Origin of the sequence: Actinoplanes sp. NPDC049118, from assembly GCF_040648555.1 — a bacterium.
Taxonomy (GTDB): Bacteria; Actinomycetota; Actinomycetes; order Mycobacteriales; family Micromonosporaceae; genus Actinoplanes.
Genome location: NZ_JBEZDY010000006.1, coordinates 80,127 through 99,816, shown reverse-complemented (window position 1 = coordinate 99,816; position 19,690 = coordinate 80,127). Strand labels below are relative to the sequence as shown.

Sequence of the window (19,690 nt, the reverse complement as noted above, 5' to 3'; positions counted from 1 at the left end):
CGTGCTTGTGTACCGCTCCGTGAGCAGCCCGCCGTCAGGTGCGGGCGACCTCCCGCGCCCGCCGGGCGACGTCGACCGCCAGCCGGACGGGCAGCGCGTTCCTGCGTTTGGCCAGGGTCGCGGCCGCCAGCTCGGTGGCCTCGACGAGGTCGTCGGCGAGCATCGGCAGCACCTCCTCCGGCGGCCGGTTCTCCAGCTCGGCCGGCACCGCGATCTGCACGGCGACGAGCCGGACCGGCCGTGCGTACCGCCCGGTCCGCACGCCGGTGAACTCGGTGGCGAGCAGGGGTCCGGCGACGTGGAACACGACGTCCACGCCCGACTCGTCCCCGTGGTCGGTCCACCCGACGCCGTCGACGATCTGCGACAGCCGGTCGATCGCCGTGGCGATTCCGGTGTTGCCCGGGGTCCGCCCCCCGATGACCGAGCCCACGAAGAGCGGGCCCCAGTCGTTCTCGTCCTCGGTCGTCATGTGTTTCTCCTCGTCAAGGGCCCGGAGCGCCGTCGGGGCAAGGTAACAGCCCTACGGGTTGTCGAACGGTCCGGGCGAGAACGGCGGCTTCGTGCCGGCCCATTTTTCCTTGTTCAGCGGACCGGGCCAGCGCTCGGTCAGGAACCGCTCGTGCGCCACCATGTCCCGGCGGCTCCCCGTCGCGATGATCTCCATCCGCATCTTCTTGCGGATTCCCGGCCCGTAGCGGTTCGGCGGGTTCGGGTTGCTGGTGACGCCCCACTTCTGGAACGTGCCCTTGTTGTCGTAGAGCGCATAGAGGTAGGTCTTGCGGGGGCTGTTCAGCGAGTTGCCGTGGCCGCCGCTGCTGGGCGGCGGGCGGATCGTGTTGGGGTTGGGCGCGAACCGCCCGTTGGGCCCGCGCAGCGCGCCGTTGATCGTCTGCGGCGTGGTGCCGTACGGGTCGATCATCTCGGTCGGCTGGTTGTCGACGTACGAGTGCAGGTTGACGCCGCCCTCGAAGCCGGTCGGGTCCTCGCTGAGGAACCGCTGCAGCACCGGGCTGTAGTAGCGCTCCCGGGCGAAGTAGAGGCCGGTGCCGTCGTCCTCGCGCCCGGTGAACCGGGCCGGATTGCCGCCGTCGTCCCCGGTGACCGTGGTGCCGCCGTACGGGGTGTACGAGTACGACGCGCCCGCACCGGCGTTGTCGACCAGGCCGAGCACGCTGCCCTGCGCGTCGGTCAGGTAGCGCCTCGTGGCCCCGCCGGCCTCCCGCAGCTGCCAGCCGTCGACGCCGTCGGCCGTCATGGTGGCGGTGACCGCGCCGCCGGCCTTCTCCTGCACGACGTTGACGCCGTCGTACAGGTAGTCGGTCCGGACCGTGCCGACCGTCCGGCTCAGCCGCCGGCCGTCCGCCGCGTAGGTGAAGCTCGCGGACAGGCCGTCGCGGGCGAGCGCGGAGAGCTCGCCGCGCGCGTTCCAGGTGTAGGTGGTGGTGCCGTCGGTGCACAGGTTGCCGTCGGCGTCGTATTCGACGGCGGTGTCCCCGATGGTGGCGAGCCGGTTGGCGTCGTCGTAGGTCGCCGGCCCGAACACGGCCGGGAGCTCGGTGCGGGAGTAGGTGCCAGTGGTGCGCACCGGATGCCCGGCGGCGTCGTACTCGTAGGCCAGGGTGCCGAGCACCGTCGTGCCGGCCTGATAGGTGATCGACCTGACGTCTCCGGCGTCGGTGTACGCGTAGGTCTGCCCCAGGCCGGTGCCCGGCGCGCCGACCCGCTGCACCCGGCCGGTCGCGTTCCGGGTCACCACGCTGACCGTGGTCCCGTTCTGCTGGATCTCGGCGAGCTCGCCGTTGCCGTCGTAGACGTGCCGGGTGGGCGTGCGCCCGGCGATGGTCATGGTGCGGTCGCGCACGGTCGCGCCGTAGGCGAACGACACCGTGCCGTTGGGCGTGGTCTCGGCGGCGATCCGGTCGAGGTCGTCGTAGTCGGCCGAGACGACGCCGGACTCGGTGTCCTCGGTCTTGCGCAGCCGGTCACCGAGGTCGTAGGTGTAGACCACGGTGCCGCCGCCCGCGATCCGCGCCTCTTTGCGGCGGTTCAGCTCGTCGTAGTCGTTGTCGGTGACCACGCCGCGCCGGCTGGTGTGCGTGTCGAGGTTGCCGTTCCTGTCGTAGGTGAAACTCTCGGTCGCGCCGGCCGGGTCGGTGACCTGGTCGACCCGGTCCATCGCGTTGTAGCGCAGCACCGTGGTGTGCTCGCGTGCGTCGGTGACCTCGGTCCGGTTGCCGTTGCCGTCATAGGCGAAGCCGGTGGTGCGGCCGAGCGGGTCGGTGACCGACCTGACGTGGCCGGCGGCGTCGAACGTGGTCTCGGCGATCGCACCCCGGCCGTCGGCGGTCCAGACCTCCCGGCCGATTCCGTCGAATCCGCTGCGGCTGACCTGGCCGTCCGCGTCGGTGACCCGGACCGGGTCGGCGCCCGCGTAGTCGGTGGTGACGAACTTCCCGGCCGGGTCGGTGACCTTCGTGACCTGCCCGCTGCCGTCCTGGGTGATGAGGGTCTTGCGGTTGGCCCGGTCGGTGACGCTCCTGGTGTACCCGCGGGCGTCGACCTCGTAGACCGTCGACCTGCCGTAGGCGTCGGTGTACCTGGTCAGCTCGCCGTACGGGCCGGTGTACTCCAGCCGCTCGACGCGCGCCTGCGCCGTACCGGCCAGCACGGTGCGCTGGCTGATGTTGCCGCGCGCGTCGTACACGTACTCCGTGCGGCGGTTCAGCGCGTCGATCTCCGCGGACTTGCGCACCCCGGCCGCGTCGTACTCGTAGGTGGTGTTCTTCGCCAGGGCCGTGCCGTGCGCCCTGGTGTCGGTGACCACCGAGCCCTTGGCGTTGAAGGTGAAGCGCTCCCGGTAGCCCTTGGCGTCGGTCATCGTGGTCTCGGTGACGGCGCCGCCCGCGGTGACGTAGTCGAAGGTGATGACGCCGCCGTCGGGGAAGGTCTGCGTCTTCACCCGCCTGTCGGCGTCGTAGGTGTTGACCAGGAACTCGATGTCCTTCGCGTTCCTGATGCTCTTGAGCAGCCCGTTCTCCCAGGTGTACCGGGTGACGCCGCCACGCACGTCGGTGACCGTGCTCAGCCGGCCGGTACCGTCGTAGGTGTAGCCGACCCTGCGGCCGATGTTGTCCTCGATCGAGGTGATCTTCGGCGGGTTGGCCTGGTCGTAGCCGAACTTCACCCAGCGGCCGCTGGGCGAGGTGATCTGCGTGATCGCGCCGTTCTGCCGGACCTTGCCGTCGGTGCCCGGGGCCGCGGTGGCGCGGGTGATCGTGGTGGTGTTGCCGAACTTGTCGCGGATCTCCTGGATCGGCGATTCGTCGCCGAGCACGTAGACCGTGCCGTCGCGCAGCGTGACGTCCCAGCCGTCGCCGTTCCAGGCCACCGTGGACCCGTCGTACCGCGTGGGCGTCGGGTCGGCCTTGAAGATCGCGCCGGCGTAGTCGTTGCCCGGCGAGGTGCGGGTGTAGTGCACCTTGCTGCCGTCCGGCTGGACCAGGTCGAACTGCTGGAAGTCGAAGCTGCCGATCTGGCCCGGCGACCACGGGAACATCCCGTACTCGAAGTTGGTGCCCACGCCGAAGGCCCGGGTGTCGACGTCGCCCTGCTGGTAGGTCCGCTTGATCTCGATCGGCACCACGTCGTCGACGACCAGGTCGACGGTCTCGTCGACGAGCAGGCCGGTGGCCGGGTCGACCGGGTCGGCGACCCGGGTGGCGTTGGCGATCGGCGCCCGCAACGCCGGGTTCATTCCGGGTACGGCGGTCATCGCGCCGGTCAGCCGGTAGAACCTGACGTCCGGGTCGGGGACGATCTGCCGGCCGTCCTTCGTGACCGTGCCCAGCCCGTACAGGTGCCAGCCCTTGACGTCCGGGTCGTAGTTCCAGAACTGGGTGCGGGTGCCCGGCGGCTCCTTGGTGTAGTTGGGGTAGATGATCCGCGCGCCCTCGGGGAACAGCACCCCGCCGCCGGGCTGCACCGAGAAGTAGACCGGCACCCGGGTCGGCGGCAGCGGAAAAGGCGGCCGGTCGATCGGGACGGGCGTGAGGCTCAGCTCGTGCGCCACCTCGCCGTCCGCGTCGCGGATCACCGTGCCCTTGGGGATGTGCACCTCGAGGCCCGGGATGGCCTTGGTGGTGAGCACGATCTCGCGGGTGGTCGGGCTCGGCACGGACACCGCGTTCGCGGTGTCGATCTTCGGGAGGAAGACGGTGTACGGCAGGACGAGCACCTCGCCCTTGGCGACGTCCACGCCGATGTCGAAGACGCCGTAGGTGCCCTTCGCACCACCGGCCGAGCGGCCGTCGACGCGCATGGCCAGGTGACCGGCCGGCACCCCGGAGAGCGCGAAACGGCCGTCCGCGCCGGTCCTGGCGCTCTTGCCGCGGCCGCTGACGGTCACGTCACGCAACGGCGTGCCGTCGGTGTCGAGCACCCGGCCGACCACGCCGGTCACGCCGACCGGGAACTGCAGCGCCCGGGCGCGGGTGGGTGCGGGCTGCCGCCGGGTCGACCAGTCGACGCCGGCCAGGTTGCGCGCGTCCGGCGTCCAGCCGGTGTCCTCGCAGGACGGCTGCGCCGCCGGCTCCGCGGCCGGCGCGGGCGCGGGCCGGCCGGCCTGAACCATCGCCGCGGCGCTGAGCGCCGGCTTCTGCTCGGTGCCGGTGGCGCAGCTGGGCACGGCGGTGCCGGGCGAGCCGGCCTCGGCCTTGAACGGCGCCTTGCGCTGTGCGGCACCGGTCACCCGCGGCTGAACGGCCATGTCGAACGAGCCGGTGGCGCCGTTGCCCGGGTCGAAGATCAGCGTGTAGGTGCCGGCCGTGGTGAGCGTCGGTAGCAGCTCGGTGAAGTAGTACATCCGCCATCGGCGGGCGAGCACCGTGCCGGCCGGGTCGATCACCGTGAAGTAGATCGTGTTGCCGCCGAGGTTGAGGTTGGTCAGCGTGATCTGGGTCCGCTGCGCCGCCGCGCCGTCGAAGGTCATCAGCCCGTTCTGGCCGGGCCGGGTGATCACGAAGTTCTTCGGCGCGCCGCCCAGCTCGGCCTTGCCGACGTTGAGCTCGCTGGAGAGCAGCAGGTTGTATGCGCCGGTCCCGGCGTTGTTGGGGGTGAGCTCGATGCGGTAGGTGCCGGTGGCCGGCAGGACCGGCAGATCGATGCCGTACCGCAGGTCGATGGTGCCCCAGAAGTCGAGCTGGGCGTTGTCGGGCTTGTAGATGCGGGTCAGCACGAAGTCGATGTCGCCGGTGGCACCGAACGACAGCCGCTGACCCTGCGTACCGGCGAAGGTCGCCACGATGCGCTGGCCCGGCAGCGACACGCCGGCCTCGGTGGCCGGTGCGTCCGGGGTGAGCGCGCCGACGTTGCGCGGCTCGGCGGCGACCACCGACAACGAGCCCTGCCCGGCCGACTCGGGGTCGACCTGGAGCCGGTACCGGCCGGTGACCGGCAACGACGTGAGGTCGACGCTGCGGCCGGAGCCGAGCGAGACCGGGAAGCCGTCCGGCTTGTAAAGCCGCAGGTTCACCTCGCCGGGCAGCGACCGGTCGGTGGTGCCCAGGTAGAGCGGGCGGCCCTGTACGCCGTTGAAGTCGAGCCACACGTCCCGGCCGGGGCGGTCGACGGTGACCGTCTTCCTGGAGTTGACAAGCAGCTCGCCGCCCTCGGCGCGGGTGGAGAGCCAGGCCTTGAGGCCGCCGACGGACTGCCAGCCGGTGACGAAGATGCTGTGCTGGCCGGTCTTGCGCAGGGTCGGTATGTCGCGCGACTCGGCCCAGCCGGTCTCGAGGGTCACCTGCACTTCGTCGGGCTCGATCATGATCGCCGCGGGGTAGGCCGGGCGGTCGTTCTGCTGCAGGGTGTTCTCGGTGTAGCCGAGCTGGAGCACCTGGCCGGTGGTGCCGTTGAACGGCAGCCGCACAGACTGGCCCGGCCGCTGGATGGACACGTCCGCGCCGGCGCCGTTGATCACCATCGCGCTGCCGTTGATCACTGTGGACAGCCAGACCCGGCCGAAGCCGAGCTCGTTGGCGCCGAAGGTGATGGACAGCCGGTAGGTGCCGGTCTGCTTGGGCTTGTAGACCATCGTCGGGATGTACCGGGTCAGCGACGCCTGCCAGGTGTACACCGTGTTGTCCGGCGCGGTCACCTTCACCACGTACGTGTTCGCCGGCTCGCTCAGCTCGGTGAGGCCGAAGCTCACCCACTGGTTGGCGGTGGCCGCGAAGGTGGTCTCGAACGGCTGCCGCGGCGTGGTGATCTGGAACGGCACGCCGGAGCCGTCCGCAGTCAGCGCCGCCCCGGTCAGCGTGTTGGAGGCGGTGATCCGCACGCTGCCGGCCGCGCCGTTGTTGGGCTTGAGCACCAGCGCGTAGGTGCCGGTCATGGTGAGCTTGGGCAGGTCCTGGCTGAGCGGCCCGCCGGCCCACAGGTCGAGCGGGTCGCCGAGCACGCCGCGCGCGAAATTGCCGCCCTGCGGCTGGTAGAACCACAGCGCCGAGCGCACCGGGACGGTGTTGTTGTCGAACTTGAGGTTGACCCGCTCGCCGGCCACCCCGTCGAGCAGCACCAGCGCCGACTTCCCCGCCGGCACGGTCACGGTCAGGGCCGCGCTGCCGGCCTTGATCCGCCCGCTGGGCACCAGGTCGCGCATCACGAAGCCGCGCGGCGCCACGAAGAAGTCGGCCGGGCTCTCCGCGGTGCCGCCGGGCGTGCGCACCGAGATCTTCCCGGACTGCGCCGCCGCCGGTACGCGCACCTTGAGCGTGGTGACGTCGGCCTCGGACACCCGGGCGACCGTGCGGTGGAACCGGACCACGTTGCGGGCCGGCTCCGGGTCGAAGCCGGTGCCGGTGATGGTGACCAGGTCGTTCTTGTTGCCGCGATCGGTGGAGAGCGCGGTGATGCCGGGCGCGGGGGTGCCCGCCTCGATCCGGAACGGCTGCGGTGCGGTGGCCGACCTGCCGCCGACCTCGACCCGCACCGCGCCCTCGGTGGCACCTTGCGGGATCTGCACCTTGAGGCGGCCGGTGGTGGCCAGGGAGACGGTCGCGGCGATGCCGTCGACGGTCACCTTGTTGTCGCCGGCGGTCGCGCTGAACCCGGCGCCGCCGATCTCGACCGACGAGCCGACCGGCCCGCGCGCCGGCACCAGGGCGAAGACGGCGAGCGCGCCGGCGTCGAGCCGCTCGGTGCGCAGCAGGTTGCCGGCCTTGTCGTAGCGGTAGGCCGCGGAGCCGGTCGCCGGGTCGGTGACGCCGGCGAGCTGGCCCGCCGCGTCGTAGAAGAACTCCCGCGGCCCGGCCGCGGCGGCCGGGGCCTGCTGCCGCCCGGGCGGCTGGGCCGCGTGCGCGGCCGCCTGCGCCGGCAGGCCACCGAGGACCACGGCGACCGCGGCCAGCAGGGCAAGCAGGCGAGATGGCACGGAAAAATGGCGTGGCGAACGCATTGCTACCCCCGTAGCTCACACAATCGGCCGATCCACGATCATCAATTGAGTGCCGCCACTGTATCCGAAAGGAACCGCTGCGCGGGACCCCTTAACCCGACGCTGTCGAGATCAATTTCCGCTGACCAGCGGATACGTATACAAGGATCAGTTATTTGACAACCGAGGCCGGCACAGGACGGGCGGGGCAGCGCCGCAAGCCGCTCCCCCGCTAGGCTTCGGCCCATGCCCTACCGGCGCGGAATCCGCCTGTCGGCCGCATTCGTCCTGGCCTTGACGCTCGCCGCCTGCGCCGACGACGGGCCGACCCGGGACGAGGTGGTCGCAAAGATCAAGTCCGATCCGCGCACGGCCGACACCCCGGCGACAGTCGTCAATTGCCTCGCGGACTGGTATATGGAGTCCGCGTCCACGGCCGCGCGAGAGGCATTCGTCGAGGGCAGCGAGCCGCCCGCCAACGAAAGCGCCGACGTCGACGCCGCCGTCCTGGAATGCCTGAAAGCGGCCACCTGACCGTTCATTGGATGATCACCTAGCTGGCCGTGCCGAGTCTAGCGAGGGCCAGCGGTCCGCGACCCAAGCCGGCCAGCCGGGCCAACCTGGTGGCGGCCCGGGAACGGTTCCGCCCCCGTCGAGTTCGGCGGCGTCGGGCGCCTGGAACCGCGTCTGCCAGCTGTCGAGGTCGGCTTCGGTCATCGGGAACGTCGTGTGCGGTGCCGTCGCCTGGCGGTATGCGATCCGGGCACGCTGGACGTCCCTGTCGACCGGCAGGTAGATCACTTGGCAGGATGCCCCGGCGGACGCCGCCAGCCACCGCAGCGCCGACCGTTCGTCGCGGCTCCAGAGCCCGAAGTCGAGCACGACGTCGATGCCCAGCCGCAGCGCCTGCAGGGCCAGCGCGATGAGCCGGCCTTCCAGCAGGTCACGCTTGCCATCGGGCTGCGACCCGTCGAACAGGGAGATCATCCACTCGTCCGGGGTGAGCCGCAGCGCCCGGTGCGCCGCGGCAAGCTCCCCGGCCCGGGTGGTCTTTCCGGCGCCGGGTAGCCCGACCATCAACAGGAGCTCGGCGGGTTGATGCGATGCATGGAAACGCTGCGACACAGAGCTGCTCCCCGGATCACGCGGGACGACCCGGCAGCACAACGGGACATGCGAGTGGCTGCCGGCGGGACACCGATCCGGCGGTACGCCTGGCACCCGCCCCGGTGGGGCAGGCAATGAGGCCGCGGTCACGACAACCGCGATACCGCCGCTAAGCGGCGGTGCGAATCTGCATGGCAGCGCAGCAACCCATGCCACCACCATAGGGCCTCTCCTTGCCGTGCCGTGGCAGGCTCGCTCCGTGATCGATGATTTCGCGAAGGACTACCTGAACGACGAACTGCGGTTCACACGTCAGGCGCTGCTCTGGAAGCTCGAAGGTCTCTCCGAATACGACATCCTGCGCCCCCTGACAACGACCGGGACCAACCTCCTCGGCCTGGTCAAACAGGCGGGAAGGCCGAGCTTCCGGGCGGCGGCCGAGATCCGCCGGGCCAGCGCGATGTCGCGCTGACCCAGGGTCACCGTGACGCCGGCGTGGCGCAGGTCGATGTTGAGGTAACGCTGCTCCGCCTCCCCGGCGAGCCGGCCGATCTCATCGACGAGCGCGGCGCCCTCGGCCAGCGAGCCGGTCCGGAAGTGGGCCGAGACCACGTGGTAGAGGGAGCGCCAGTCCTCCACGCCCTCGGCCGCGTGGAACTGCCCGGCCGTGATCCGCACAGTCATGCCGGCGAACCTAACACCGGCGGCGCGACGGACGCCCCAGGCGACCATCGCCGGGACGCCCTGACAGGACGCAAAGAACCACGAACTCGGCGACCTCGCGGCGCAAAGACCTCAGGAAGTCCTGCAGGTTCGCGGCTACCGGTGCTGCACAGTCCGCGTCGAACGGCCCCACCGAGGAAAGCGCCGTTCGACAGCCGAAGTTGGTCCTCCGGTCACAGCCCGAGCACCGCCGGGTCGGCGGCGATCTCACGCAGCCGTGCGGCCGGGTCGGCGAGCAGGCGCCGGGTCTCCCGGTCGAGCAGCCCGCAGACGCTGGTCAGCCTGGCCACCGGCACCCCGTCGGCGCGGCTGTAGTCCTGCTCCACCTGGAAGGTCTTGCCGTCGCCCCAGTGGAACTGGCAGGTCACGTCGACCTCGTCGCCGTCGCGCAGCTCCTTCAGGTAGCGGACGGTGGTCTCCAGCACCACCGGGCCGAACCCGGCGGCCAGCAGCACCGCGGTGTTGATCCCGGCGGCGTGGAAGCTCCTCCAGCGGGCGTGCTCGCCGTACTGGACGTAGACGGCCTGGTTCACGTGGCCCTGGATGTCCAGCTCGTATCCGCGGACTCCGATGCGGACCTGGAAGACTTCAGCCATGCGCCGATTCTGTCGCACGCGACGGGCCAGGCGTCAGCGACCCGCCCATCCACCGATGGTGGCGCATGGACGACACCTGTTGAGGGTCCTTGCCGCCGTATTCTTTACCCGCGCCGGGGGTGGCGCGTCCATCGAGGTGTGTCGAGCCGAGCGGGTCAGGCGAGTGCGCGCCTAAGGAAAGGAAATCATGCGGATCACCGTACTGGGCGCGGGTTCGTGGGGTACCACGGTCGCGTCCGTTCTTTCCCGCCGGGATCACGAATCGCTGATCTGGGCGCGTAATCCGGCCACGGCGGACGAGATCAACGACAAGCACAGCAACGACCGCTATCTCGAAGGCTTCCGGCTCCCGGATCGGCTTCGCGCCACCTCGGACCTCGCCGAGGCGGCGGCCCACGCGGAGTTGCTCGTCGCCGGCGTGCCGACGGGAGCGTTCCGCGCCACCCTGGAGCGTGTCCGGCCGGACCTGCACCCGTGGATTCCCGTGGTGAGCCTCAGCAAGGGTCTGGAGCGTGACTCATTGCTGCGGATGACCGAGGTGATCAAGGACGTGCTACCGGGACATCCGGCCGCCGCGCTCACCGGCCCCAACCTGGCCAAGGAGATCATGGCGGGCATGGCGGCGGCCACGGTGATCGCAACGGAGGATCTGACCGTCGCGACGGAGATTCAACGGGTGTTCCGGCGGGGTCTGCTTCGCGTGTACACCAACCACGACGTGATCGGCTGCGAGGTCGGTGGAGCGCTGAAGAACGTCGTGGCGATCGCCACGGGCATCGCACAGGGCCTGGGCGTCGGTGACAACACCCGGGCCGGGGTGATCTCCCGCGGACTCGCCGAGCTGACCACGCTGGCGGTCGCGATGGGCGGCGAGCCGAACACGCTCGCCGGGTTGGCCGGGATGGGCGACCTCGTGGCGACGTGCATCAGCCCGCACAGCCGCAACCGGTACGTCGGCGAGCAACTCGGCCGCGGGCGGAGCCTGGACGAGATCCTCGCCCAGATGGGGCAGGTCGCCGAGGGGGTCAAGACGGTGCACGCCGCGGTTCGGCTGGCCGATCAGCACGGATTGGCCATGCCCATCACCCGCACGATCCACCGTGTCATCACCGGCGACATCACCGCCGAGCGGGCCTATGACGGCCTGCTGCGTACCCACCCGGCCGGACACGAGTCCGAACCCGGGTGACGGCTGAACGGTTCGGGCCGCCGCGGTGTATTCCCAGCTGGCAGTGCACAATCCAGAGAGGAGCACATCGATGAACCTTCGCTGGGGACACCGCGCCGGCGCGGGGCTCGCCGCGGCGGCCGGCGCTACGGCGCTGGTCATGCTGGTCGCCTCACCGGCGACGGCCGGCCCGTTGTTCTGTGGCGCCGGACGCGGCCTGACCGCGCAGAACGCCATCCAGGGCGCGCTTGACGACGCGCAGAACTCGGCACAGTCCGAGGGCTTCTACGGCACATGCACCCTCGCCGGGGAGCCACAGATCTTCGAGACGTTCGACGACCCCTATTTCGGGCACGTCTTCCGCGCCCAGGTCACCGTCTCCTGCCTGCCCTAGGCACTTCAAACCGCACGTGGGACGCATCGACGGTGCGCCCCACGTGCCGGGACGACCGCTCAGGCGTTTGCCGGGGCCCTCGTTGTGGCCGCCGGTGTCGACGAGGCGCGGCCCTTGCGCCTGGCGAGCAGGGCATCCACCGACCAGGGGCCCGCGCCGAGGACCGCGATGACCAGGAACGACCACGCGTAGAGGGCCGCCGTCACCCCGCCGTTCTCGATCGGCATGAGGCCCGACTTCTGGTGGACGACGAAGTACGCGTACGCCATCGAGCCCGACGCGAGCACGGCCGCCGGACGGGTGAACAGGCCGGCGAGTACCAGGAGCCCGCAGACGAGCTGGATGACACCGGCGTACCAGTTGGGCCAGGTGCCGACGGGGATGGGTTCGCCGGTGCCGCGGCTGCCGCCGAGGACGCCGAAGACGCCGGCCAGACCGTGGCAGGCGAAGAGCAGGCCGATGATGAAGCGGAAGGCGGACCAGACCGGGGCGGCGAAGCGGGTGGACGTCATGGATGGGCACTCCTCTACTCGGGCAAGGCTGGATCTCGACCAGGCGCCGCCACCGGCCTCGGTCGGCTCGATAGCGTTGTAGCCCTGCTTCCTGATGACCACCGAGCCATTCGCCGCGGCCAATGTCTTCCGGAAGATCTCCGAAACTACCGGCCCTTCCCTGGCGCACATAATCGGCCCACCTCGGCCGCAGTCCTTCTTTTGCCCCTCTATGCAGATCTTTTACCAGGGGAGAATCAGACATGGATGGACTTGAATATAACGGAAGGCATCCGTAACATTCGAGCCTTGCTTGCTTCCCAGATCCGGTCCGCCGTGGCGATCACACCCGGCCCGCGGACCGCACCGGTCAAGCCGTCTCAGCGCGCCGAGCAGAAGGCGCGCAGGGCCACCTCGTCGTCCGGGCCCATCCATTCGTACGTGCCGCGCAACTGGTCGGCCCGCTGGTCGACCGTCGTGACCGTCGCCGCCATGTCGCCCCACGGCATGCTGATGTGCAGCAGAGTTCGCACGATGCCGGGCGGCAGGTGGACACCGCCTGTGGGCGCGGCACGCAGCAGCAGGCCGCTGGTGGACACGTCCTCGACCTGGCCGGACACCGCCACCAGCCGGCGACCCGGCTCGGAGTCGAGCTGGGCGGTGCCCGTCGCGGCGTACGCGCCGGGGCGCCGGGCCGCACCGCGTCGCTGGACCACGTCGGTGGGTGTGTCACCGATGAGCGTGAGGGTGCCGTCGCGCAGCTCCGCCTCGACCCAGGTGACCCCGGCGCTGCTCACCAGCTCGAGGATGCCGAAGCGCCGGGTGCCCGGGCCGTCCGGGCTGAGCACCGGGATCGGTGGCAGCTCGGCCACGAACGCCGCGCCGACCTCGGCCAGCACGATCAGCGCGAGCGGCTGCTCACCCGGGCACCGCAGCAGGAGCGTGCTGCCCGCCGGGACCGTGACCATCGGATCTCCCCGCTCGTAAGATCGGCTTCCCCGAACGGTCTCACGGCCGGCTTCCGGGCCGGCGGCGCCGCTCCGGACCGTCACGCTTCCGGCGTACCCGTCAGCCGGCGAGGTAGTGGATCATGAGTCGATGTCCGGCTCGTCGACGGCGGTGCCGGGTCGTGGCGACCGGTCATGCCGATCGGTAGTAGGAATGGACGGCAGGTTGGCCGGTGTAGTTGGCTCCGGCGTGGTCGCCGGCGCCGAGATAGGCGCAGGGCAGGCTGAGGTCGCGGGGGCCGGTGCAGCTGATCCGGCGGCGGCGGGCGTCGTAGACGATGCCGGCGGTGCGTAGCAGGGCGGTCAGGCGGCGGCCGGCAGGGCGGCCGTCGGCGAGCCGGATGCTGGACAGATCGAGATCGGCTACGAACCTGCCGGTGGGTGTCAGCCACCGCACGATGCGGGTGAGCACGGCGAGCTTGTCTCCGACGTAGTGCAGCCCGTGCACACAGGTGATGAGGTCGAACGCCCGCGGCGGCATCAGGTCTCGACCGGTGCCGCGACAAGGGTCGGCCCGGGAACGGCCGGGGCGGCCACGAACGCGTCGACCAGGTCGATGCCGATCAGCGTGGCGCGTTCGCCGTCAGCGCCCTGTCGGAGCTGGGCGGCGGCTTGGATGAGCGCGCGGCCGCTTCCGCAGCACACGATCGCCCCAGCGCACCGCCGAGCGGACCGTGGCGGGTGAGGACGCCGCCGACTCCGGGCCGCGACTGCCGTGGGCCGTGTAACTCGGTGGCGGGCGGCTCCGCCCGTGGGGAGGATGCGGCGATGTCCGGTACACCTGAGGGATTCACCTATCGTCGTCGCAAGAACGGGGACGTGGAACTGCTCCACCACGGCCGCCCTGCCGCTGTGCTTCGCGGCGCAGCCGCCGCCCGGTTCCTGATCGACGTGGGCAGCGGCGATCCGCAGGAGCTGATGGCACGCATCACCGGCAACTACCGACGCGGCAACGAGCGAACGGCCAAAAACCATCCCCGCAACCACCGCCGGTAGACCTGAGCATCGGTCTGACCCTCGTCCGGGGAATGGAATCGGACGAGGGGATCGCGCGGCGCCGGCCCGCTGCCGATCGCTTCGGCCGGGACCGTGCGGAAGTGGGTCGACGAGATCGGTCAGCTTTCGTCGCAGCGCAGTTCGCGGACCTGGCGGATCATCGCAGCCTCGTCAACGGTGAGCTTCACACCGACGTCCGGCTTGTCGCAGTCGATGGAACCACCCATGCCGCCCGACTCCCACGAGGTCACCGAGCCCTCGCTGGTGACGCCGTCGCAGGTGTAGCTGAACTGCACGCCGACAGTCCGGATCCATTCGTAGCTCACGAAACGTCCGGTCCCGTGGAAGGTCGCGGATTCGCCGGTGGCGGGGTGGTGCACGGTGCCGTAGTCGACCAACGGCCGTTTCTCCGCGTACCTGGTCGCCAGCTGACGGTAGACCTCTTCCGCCGGCACCTCGGCGCCCGCCCGTACCCCGGCCGTCCTGGTGTTGATCTGCGCATATGCCCCGTCGAGGGTCATACCCTTGGTGGTGGCCTCCAGCACCGGCGTCACGCCGGTCAACAGTGCGCCGGTCGACGGCGTACCGAACGTGGCCTGTCCCGACGTGCACCCGGCCGGTTTCGGCGCAGGCTCGCCGGGAGCGGCGCACCCGGCGAGAAGTAGCAGCGCGACAAGAGGAGCGGGCCGTCGTTTCACGCACTGATCATGAAGGCGGCTCGCAAGCTCTGCGATCGCCCGGTCGTCGCGGTGTGTGTTCTCTGAGCCGGTGCCGACGGCCGAGTCCAGCCGCGGGGACGGTGGCGCGTATGTTCAGGCGGTGAATCCCGCTGACCTGCAGGGCCTTCGGTCGGGAGACCTCGAGACCCGCGAAGCACACGTGCACCACCTGCTCGACCGGGCCAGGACCGACGATGACGAGTCGGCCATCGCGGCGCTGCACGTGCTGGTCCGCGACTACCGGGACTTCCACAGGTCGTTGTATTCGCGGGCGATGAACCAGGCGGCCGTCTTCGCGGACCCCGGCCTGCAGGAGCCGTTGCTCGCAGCGCTCGGCGACACCCGGTACAACTGTCAGGCATGGGCCGCGATGGGTTGCGCGGCAATGGATGTCCGGGCCGCCGTGCCACAGCTCATCACGCTCCTCGACCACCCGCAGTGGATCGTCCGGAGCGAAACGGTGACCGCGCTCGGCCGGCTCGGCGACGCCTCGGTCGTACCCGCGCTGCAACCGCTGCTCGGCGACCGGGCCGACTGGCTACGCCAGCGAACCGCCGACGCCCTGGCCCGCATCGGCGGCGACGCGGCGCTGGAGGCACTCTGGCACGAGTTCGAGCATCGGCGGTTCCCCCGGATCGGCTATCTCGCCAGCGCGCTGGCCTTGTTCACGCCGGAGGTGGTACCCCGGCTGCTGGCCGCGGCCGACAGCACGGATCCGGACCAGCGGTACTGGGCCGCCGTCGCGCTCGGTTCGACAGGCGATGATCGGGTGGCACCGACGCTGGAGCGACTGATGGCCGGCGACCGGGGCGTGACCGTGTTCGACGGGGAGGTTCGCACCGCAGCGAAGAAGGCCCTGCGCACGCTCCGTCGCATCAAGGCTGCCATCGCCGAACGAGAGAGTGCCGAAGCGCAGACCAAGGCTCCCATTCGCTCCCCGTAGCGCGGTATGAGCAGTGCGAGGCGGTAAGCGCTGCTACATTGCCAACATTACGGACATTCTTGAGAACGGCCCGGCCGGTGAGTCCTCCGGTGGATTCTTCACCGGGCGCCGCGGCCGGTTCGTGATCGGCGCGTTCGTGGTGGCTCTGCTGGTGGTGACTGCCGTCAACGCGGTGCGCCAGGCCAGAGGCCCTACCCCTACACCGATCAGGGCCGGACTGGTAGAGACCGGAACCGGATACGCCTACCAATCGAGTCCTGTCACCAAAGACTTCGTGCTACAGGTCGAGCTGACCAACTTCAACCACGCCCCGGTGCAGGTGCAGGCTGCAGAAACGCCGGAACACCCCGGCTTCGACCGGCTGGTCGTGGCGGTACTGCCGGGTCACTACGACTCACAGGCGCCAGCCGGCGAAGCGCTCGAAAAGGCGGCTCGGACGCCGACGATGCTCGGCTGGGAGGAGCCGGCACAGCTGGCGATCGCCGGACGAGTCGCTTGCGGCACCCCGATGATCAGTCACGACGAGATGACCATCCTGGTCAACGGGCAGGAGAGGACCGTTGCGATACCCCGGATTGTTGAGGGGCGAAGTTGGGCTGAGGAGATCAGACGGGAGCTGTGCTGAGGCTCGGCATCGGCCACCCGGACGCGGCATCGGAGCGCGGCTCCGGCGAACCCGCGGGCAAGCCAGGTCGCGGCACATGGTTGGCGCGTGACGTATGAGCCGGAGCGCCGCGAGGTCGTGATGGCCTGGTGCCGCGGCGCGGTGGGGCGCCGGCGGATCGAGGCCGTTGCCGGGCGACTGCGGCCAGCCTGCGAATCGCGATAGACCGGACGCGAACCACCCGTCCGAGCGGCCTTCATACAAGCCTCAGCTTGACCGGGACATCGCGGATCCAGGCGCCACTGCCAGGCGCATCACGATCGTGCGCATCCGCGATGCGTGCAATCGCCGCATCGAACAGGAGTCGCTCCTCGGGAGCCATCTCGCCGAGCTTGTCGGCGATCTCCTCCAGCGCGTTGATCGCCTGGTGTTCGTGTGGGTACAGCTGGACAAAGTCCTCCAGGACCGCCACGGCCGACAATAACGCCTCGACAACCCTATCCACGTAAGCCTCCTCTGCACGCGATCATGCAACATGCCAACGTCCAGATTGCCTCTGATGCGGCGGTCAACGTCGGCGCTTCTCGACGGTGGCCTAGTGCCGCTTCTTGCCAAAGCGGGAGGACGAAGGCACGATCGGCACGTGGATGATCTTGCCGAGTTGGTCGACTTGCTGCGGTTACCACCCATGGATGAGGCGCATTGGCGTTCATCCGACTGGCCGGCCATCGAAACGGCACTCGGCGCTGAACTGCCCGGCGACTTCAAACGCTTCATCGACGCGTACGGGCCCGGCGCGATCGACGACCACGTGCTTGTCTGCGCACCAGACGCCTCAATCGGTTGGACTGACCTACTGGACAACAATGAGATGGCACAGGAAACATGCCGGATCTGGTTCGGCGGTGTCGATGACGGCCCCTTCAGCCATGCGCAACAGCCTTGGCTGCTGGGTGACTCCTCCCGCTGGGAAGGTGACGACGTTCCCGACTGGTTCCAGCCTGGCGACGACCTGATTTCCTGGGGCGGAACCCCTAACGGCGACTTTCTCTTCTGGCACATAAAGCCCGGCGCCGCTCCCGCAGACCATCCAGTGGTCCTTCGTGAACGTGGGCCCTACTTCGAACGCTTCGCCGGTGGATTCGCCGCAGCCCTCACGGGTCTGCTCACCGGCACGATTCGCTCCGAATATCTCAGTCGATGGCTGCAGGGCCCACACTCCTACGGCCTGGCGGGGCGCCGAGATTGACGGCAGCTACGTCGACGGTCTCCGTCTAAGGGGGCGGCTGACTGACCACGAATGTTCACGGTGTTGGTCGACACGCCGTCTGGCTTGTCGGGTGGGCGGCGGTACGGGCTTCAGGCTGTGACGGTGGCAGATCCCGTTCGCGTACGGCGGCTTCATGACCAGGAAGGTCAGCAGCCGCCACGTGTCACCCGTCGAGGCTCTGGTTCACCGATCCGATTACCGCGGGCGATGGTGGTGCCGGCCTGGGCCGGCGGGAACACGGTGCCGGCGATCACGAAGTTCACCGGTCGGTGACGCCCGCCGAGCTGTTCGCCGGCGCGCGGGTCGCCCGCCTGGCCACGGTCGACGACACCGGCGCGCCGCACCTGGTGCCGATCGTCTTCGCCCTGGTCGGCGACGTCATCTACAGCGCGGTCGACGACAAGCCGAAACGGCATCGCCGGCTGCGTCGGCTCGCCAACGTCGCGCACGAGCCGCGGGTCAGCGTGCTCGCCGACCACTACGACGACGACTGGACCCGACTGTGGTGGGTCCGTGCCGACGGCACCGCCGCCGTACTGCCCGACTCGGCTGAGGGGCTCGCGGCCCTCACGGCCCGGTACCCGCAGTACACGGCCGTACCGCCGGCCGGGCCGTTCCTGCGCATCGAGGTGCACCGCTGGTCGCTCTGGTCTGCGCGCTGAGGGCGAGGCGCGATCTGCGATTGAGCACGCCCGCCGCTTGCCCTTGGAAGTGGTTCTGAGCACGAGGGATGGTCCCGTAAGGCGCGAGTTTCGGGCCCAGGCCGCGTTCGCCGGTTCTGTGGTCATGTCTTCGGGACCCAGCCTGGGTCCACAGGCTGCCCGCTTGCTGTCGGATGGCAAGCTCGTGTCCCATGATCGATGATCTCGTCAAGGACGCCTTGCGCGGCGAAGATCGAGCGGGCGGCGCAGGAGGCGGCCGGCGGTTCGCATCATGCCGAGCTGCCGGAACGCATTGCGCAGTGGGGATCGCGCTGTGAGAGAACCGGATCCTTTGGACGCTCGCCCGTGAGGGCGGTCATCGTCGCGGCGGCGGTCGCGTTCATCATCTCCCTCTTCGGCACGCCGGTGGCGATCCGTGTCTTCACCGCGCTCAAGGCCGGACAGCCGATCCGCTCCCTCGGGCTTGCCTCGAACCAGGGCAAGACGGGCACCCCCGCGATGGGCGGCGTCGCGTTCATCGTGGCGACCCTTTTCGGGTACGTCGCCGGGCACGTGGCGCTGACCACGCTGCCCGATCGGCAGGTCGCGCAGGAGCGGCCGACCATGACCGCCCTCGTCCTGCTCGGCCTCTTCGTGTTCTGCGGCGCCGTCGGGTTCCTCGACGACTTCCTCAAGGTCCGAAAGCGTAACTCCGACGGCCTGTCCGCCAGGGGCAAGCTGCTCGGCCAGGCGATTGTCGGCAGCGGGTTCGGTATCGCCGCGCTCTATGTGGCGAGCACCAACGGCCAGACCGTGGCCAGCGAGCACATATCGTTCATCCGCGACATCAGCTGGCTGAACGTCGGCAAGGTCGGCTCGGTGATCGTGTTCGTCCTCGTCATCACGGCGATGTCGAACGGCGTGAACCTCACCGACGGCCTCGACGGCCTGGCCACCGGCGCATCGATCCTGGTGCTCGGCGCGTACGGGCTGATCGGGTTCTGGCAGTACCGGCACTGGTGCGCCGACGAAACGTACGCCCGCGTGAACGACTACTGCTACCAGGTCCGGGATCCGCTGGAGATCGCCATGATCGCGGCCGCCGCGGCCGCCGCCTGCGTGGGCTTCCTGTGGTGGAACACCTCCCCGGCGCGGATCTTCATGGGCGACGTGGGCGCGCTCGCGCTCGGCGCCCTGATCGGCGGGCTCGCGGTGGCGACCCGCACCACGCTGCTCTCGATCATGATCGGCGGGCTCTTCGTCATCGTCACGACGACCTGGGTGATCCAGATCGTCTCGTTCCGGACCACCGGGAGACGTGTCTTCCGGATGGTGCCGCTGCACCACCACTTCGAGCTGGCCGGTTGGAGCGAGGTCAACATCGTGGTCCGGTTCTGGATCGTCGCCGGCGTCTGCGTGGCGGTAGGCCTGGGCCTGTTCTACTCGGACTTCTTGGCGGCCGCTGGATAAGAGATGAGTCCCAATCGTCGGTCGGAGGTCCACGGCCAGGGCTCGGCGGGACGCGCCGCCGCCCGTGTCGTGTCGTGCCGGCGCTTCCCGCCGGTGACACCTGACACACCCGAGTAACACCGGGTTCAC

At 69.9% G+C, this 19,690-nt stretch carries 19 protein-coding genes and 1 pseudogene; 10 read left to right on the top strand and 10 right to left on the bottom strand.

Annotated features, from left to right (window positions below; translation table 11 throughout):
• Nucleotides 1-34: 34 nt before the first annotated feature.
• Nucleotides 35-472 (bottom strand): hypothetical protein, encoded by a 438-nt coding sequence (locus AB0B58_RS11095; RefSeq protein WP_360221203.1) that lies wholly within the window; start codon nt 470-472, stop codon nt 35-37.
• 51 nt (nt 473-523) lie between these two features.
• Nucleotides 524-7,429 (bottom strand): RHS repeat-associated core domain-containing protein, encoded by a 6,906-nt coding sequence (locus tag AB0B58_RS11090; protein ID WP_360221200.1) that lies wholly within the window; start codon nt 7,427-7,429, stop codon nt 524-526.
• A 249-nt stretch (nt 7,430-7,678) separates the two neighbouring features.
• Between AB0B58_RS11090 and AB0B58_RS11085 the strand changes: the two genes are divergently transcribed.
• The gene (locus tag AB0B58_RS11085; protein WP_360221197.1) at nt 7,679-7,966 is read left to right on the top strand and encodes a hypothetical protein; all 288 of its coding nucleotides are present in this window, start codon (nt 7,679-7,681) and stop codon (nt 7,964-7,966) included.
• A gap of 15 nt (nt 7,967-7,981) precedes the next feature.
• Here AB0B58_RS11085 and AB0B58_RS11080 read toward each other — a convergent pair whose 3' ends face one another.
• A complete protein-coding gene (locus AB0B58_RS11080; RefSeq protein ID WP_360221194.1) occupies nt 7,982-8,557 on the bottom strand; it encodes an ATP-binding protein in 576 nt (191 codons plus the stop codon).
• 241 nt (nt 8,558-8,798) lie between these two features.
• Here AB0B58_RS11080 and AB0B58_RS11075 point away from each other — a divergent pair.
• Nucleotides 8,799-8,945: pseudogene (locus tag AB0B58_RS11075) on the top strand (DUF664 domain-containing protein); the annotation flags it as partial.
• Nucleotides 8,946-9,435: 490 nt separating this feature from the next.
• On the opposite strand, the gene AB0B58_RS11070 reads toward AB0B58_RS11075, so the two are convergent.
• Entirely contained in the window at nt 9,436-9,858 is a 423-nt protein-coding gene (locus tag AB0B58_RS11070; RefSeq protein WP_360221191.1) for an acyl-CoA thioesterase, read from the bottom strand.
• Between the two features lie 187 nt (nt 9,859-10,045).
• Here AB0B58_RS11070 and AB0B58_RS11065 point away from each other — a divergent pair, with 187 nt between their 5' ends.
• Both AB0B58_RS11065 and AB0B58_RS11060 read left to right on the top strand, forming a co-directional pair.
• Nucleotides 10,046-11,047: an NAD(P)H-dependent glycerol-3-phosphate dehydrogenase gene (locus AB0B58_RS11065; protein ID WP_360221188.1), complete on the top strand. Its 1,002-nt coding sequence runs from the start codon at nt 10,046-10,048 to the stop codon at nt 11,045-11,047.
• A 70-nt stretch (nt 11,048-11,117) separates the two neighbouring features.
• Nucleotides 11,118-11,420: a hypothetical protein gene (locus AB0B58_RS11060; RefSeq protein ID WP_360221185.1), complete on the top strand. Its 303-nt coding sequence runs from the start codon at nt 11,118-11,120 to the stop codon at nt 11,418-11,420.
• Between the two features lie 59 nt (nt 11,421-11,479).
• On the opposite strand, the gene AB0B58_RS11055 is transcribed toward AB0B58_RS11060, so the two are convergent.
• The 4 genes from AB0B58_RS11055 to AB0B58_RS11040 form a co-directional block, all read right to left on the bottom strand.
• Nucleotides 11,480-11,932: a DoxX family protein gene (locus AB0B58_RS11055; RefSeq protein ID WP_360221182.1), complete on the bottom strand. Its 453-nt coding sequence runs from the start codon at nt 11,930-11,932 to the stop codon at nt 11,480-11,482.
• Between the two features lie 359 nt (nt 11,933-12,291).
• Nucleotides 12,292-12,879: a hypothetical protein gene (locus AB0B58_RS11050; RefSeq protein WP_360221179.1), complete on the bottom strand. Its 588-nt coding sequence runs from the start codon at nt 12,877-12,879 to the stop codon at nt 12,292-12,294.
• A 172-nt stretch (nt 12,880-13,051) separates the two neighbouring features.
• Nucleotides 13,052-13,399, bottom strand: coding sequence for a class I SAM-dependent methyltransferase (locus tag AB0B58_RS11045; protein WP_360221176.1), 348 nt, complete (start codon nt 13,397-13,399; stop codon nt 13,052-13,054).
• Nucleotides 13,399-13,563, bottom strand: coding sequence for a hypothetical protein (locus tag AB0B58_RS11040; protein ID WP_360221173.1), 165 nt, complete (start codon nt 13,561-13,563; stop codon nt 13,399-13,401). Before AB0B58_RS11040 ends, AB0B58_RS11045 begins: the two co-directional genes overlap by 1 nt.
• A gap of 123 nt (nt 13,564-13,686) precedes the next feature.
• Between AB0B58_RS11040 and AB0B58_RS11035 the strand changes: the two genes are divergently transcribed.
• Nucleotides 13,687-13,914 carry a hypothetical protein gene (locus tag AB0B58_RS11035; RefSeq protein WP_360221170.1) on the top strand — a complete coding sequence of 76 codons (228 nt, stop codon included), beginning with the start codon at nt 13,687-13,689 and terminating at the stop codon, nt 13,912-13,914.
• Nucleotides 13,915-14,033: 119 nt separating this feature from the next.
• On the opposite strand, the gene AB0B58_RS11030 is transcribed toward AB0B58_RS11035, so the two are convergent.
• Nucleotides 14,034-14,612, bottom strand: coding sequence for a hypothetical protein (locus AB0B58_RS11030; protein ID WP_360221167.1), 579 nt, complete (start codon nt 14,610-14,612; stop codon nt 14,034-14,036).
• A gap of 121 nt (nt 14,613-14,733) precedes the next feature.
• Between AB0B58_RS11030 and AB0B58_RS11025 the strand changes: the two genes are divergently transcribed.
• Together AB0B58_RS11025 and AB0B58_RS11020 are read left to right on the top strand one after the other, a co-directional pair.
• On the top strand, nt 14,734-15,576 hold the full coding sequence (locus tag AB0B58_RS11025; RefSeq protein ID WP_360221164.1) for a HEAT repeat domain-containing protein: 843 nt from the start codon (nt 14,734-14,736) through the stop codon (nt 15,574-15,576).
• A gap of 13 nt (nt 15,577-15,589) precedes the next feature.
• The gene (locus AB0B58_RS11020) at nt 15,590-16,201 is read left to right on the top strand and encodes a hypothetical protein (protein ID WP_360221161.1); all 612 of its coding nucleotides are present in this window, start codon (nt 15,590-15,592) and stop codon (nt 16,199-16,201) included.
• 235 nt (nt 16,202-16,436) lie between these two features.
• On the opposite strand, the gene AB0B58_RS11015 is transcribed toward AB0B58_RS11020, so the two are convergent.
• Nucleotides 16,437-16,685, bottom strand: a complete 249-nt coding sequence (locus AB0B58_RS11015; RefSeq protein WP_360221157.1) for a hypothetical protein — start codon at nt 16,683-16,685, stop codon at nt 16,437-16,439.
• Nucleotides 16,686-16,823: 138 nt separating this feature from the next.
• Here AB0B58_RS11015 and AB0B58_RS11010 point away from each other — a divergent pair, with 138 nt between their 5' ends.
• The 3 genes from AB0B58_RS11010 to mraY all read left to right on the top strand — a co-directional run bounded on the left by AB0B58_RS11010 (nt 16,824) and on the right by mraY (nt 19,561).
• Nucleotides 16,824-17,429 (top strand): hypothetical protein, encoded by a 606-nt coding sequence (locus AB0B58_RS11010; protein WP_360221154.1) that lies wholly within the window; start codon nt 16,824-16,826, stop codon nt 17,427-17,429.
• Between the two features lie 290 nt (nt 17,430-17,719).
• Nucleotides 17,720-18,112: a TIGR03668 family PPOX class F420-dependent oxidoreductase gene (locus AB0B58_RS11005; protein WP_360221151.1), complete on the top strand. Its 393-nt coding sequence runs from the start codon at nt 17,720-17,722 to the stop codon at nt 18,110-18,112.
• A gap of 345 nt (nt 18,113-18,457) precedes the next feature.
• The gene (gene mraY / locus AB0B58_RS11000; protein ID WP_360221148.1) at nt 18,458-19,561 is read left to right on the top strand and encodes a phospho-N-acetylmuramoyl-pentapeptide-transferase; all 1,104 of its coding nucleotides are present in this window, start codon (nt 18,458-18,460) and stop codon (nt 19,559-19,561) included.
• Nucleotides 19,562-19,690: the final 129 nt, after the last annotated feature.

Bases quoted from the DNA above. Each gene is read 5' to 3' on its own strand.
- AB0B58_RS11095 (WP_360221203.1), bottom strand. From the start codon at position 472: ATGACGACCGAGGACGAGAACGACTGGGGCCCGCTCTTCGTGGGCTCG.
- AB0B58_RS11085 (WP_360221197.1), top strand. From the start codon at position 7,679: ATGCCCTACCGGCGCGGAATCCGCCTGTCGGCCGCATTCGTCCTGGCC.
- AB0B58_RS11070 (WP_360221191.1), bottom strand. From the start codon at position 9,858: ATGGCTGAAGTCTTCCAGGTCCGCATCGGAGTCCGCGGATACGAGCTG.
- AB0B58_RS11065 (WP_360221188.1), top strand. From the start codon at position 10,046: ATGCGGATCACCGTACTGGGCGCGGGTTCGTGGGGTACCACGGTCGCG.
- AB0B58_RS11060 (WP_360221185.1), top strand. From the start codon at position 11,118: ATGAACCTTCGCTGGGGACACCGCGCCGGCGCGGGGCTCGCCGCGGCG.
- AB0B58_RS11055 (WP_360221182.1), bottom strand. From the start codon at position 11,932: ATGACGTCCACCCGCTTCGCCGCCCCGGTCTGGTCCGCCTTCCGCTTC.
- AB0B58_RS11050 (WP_360221179.1), bottom strand. From the start codon at position 12,879: ATGGTCACGGTCCCGGCGGGCAGCACGCTCCTGCTGCGGTGCCCGGGT.
- AB0B58_RS11045 (WP_360221176.1), bottom strand. From the start codon at position 13,399: ATGCCGCCGCGGGCGTTCGACCTCATCACCTGTGTGCACGGGCTGCAC.
- AB0B58_RS11035 (WP_360221170.1), top strand. From the start codon at position 13,687: ATGTCCGGTACACCTGAGGGATTCACCTATCGTCGTCGCAAGAACGGG.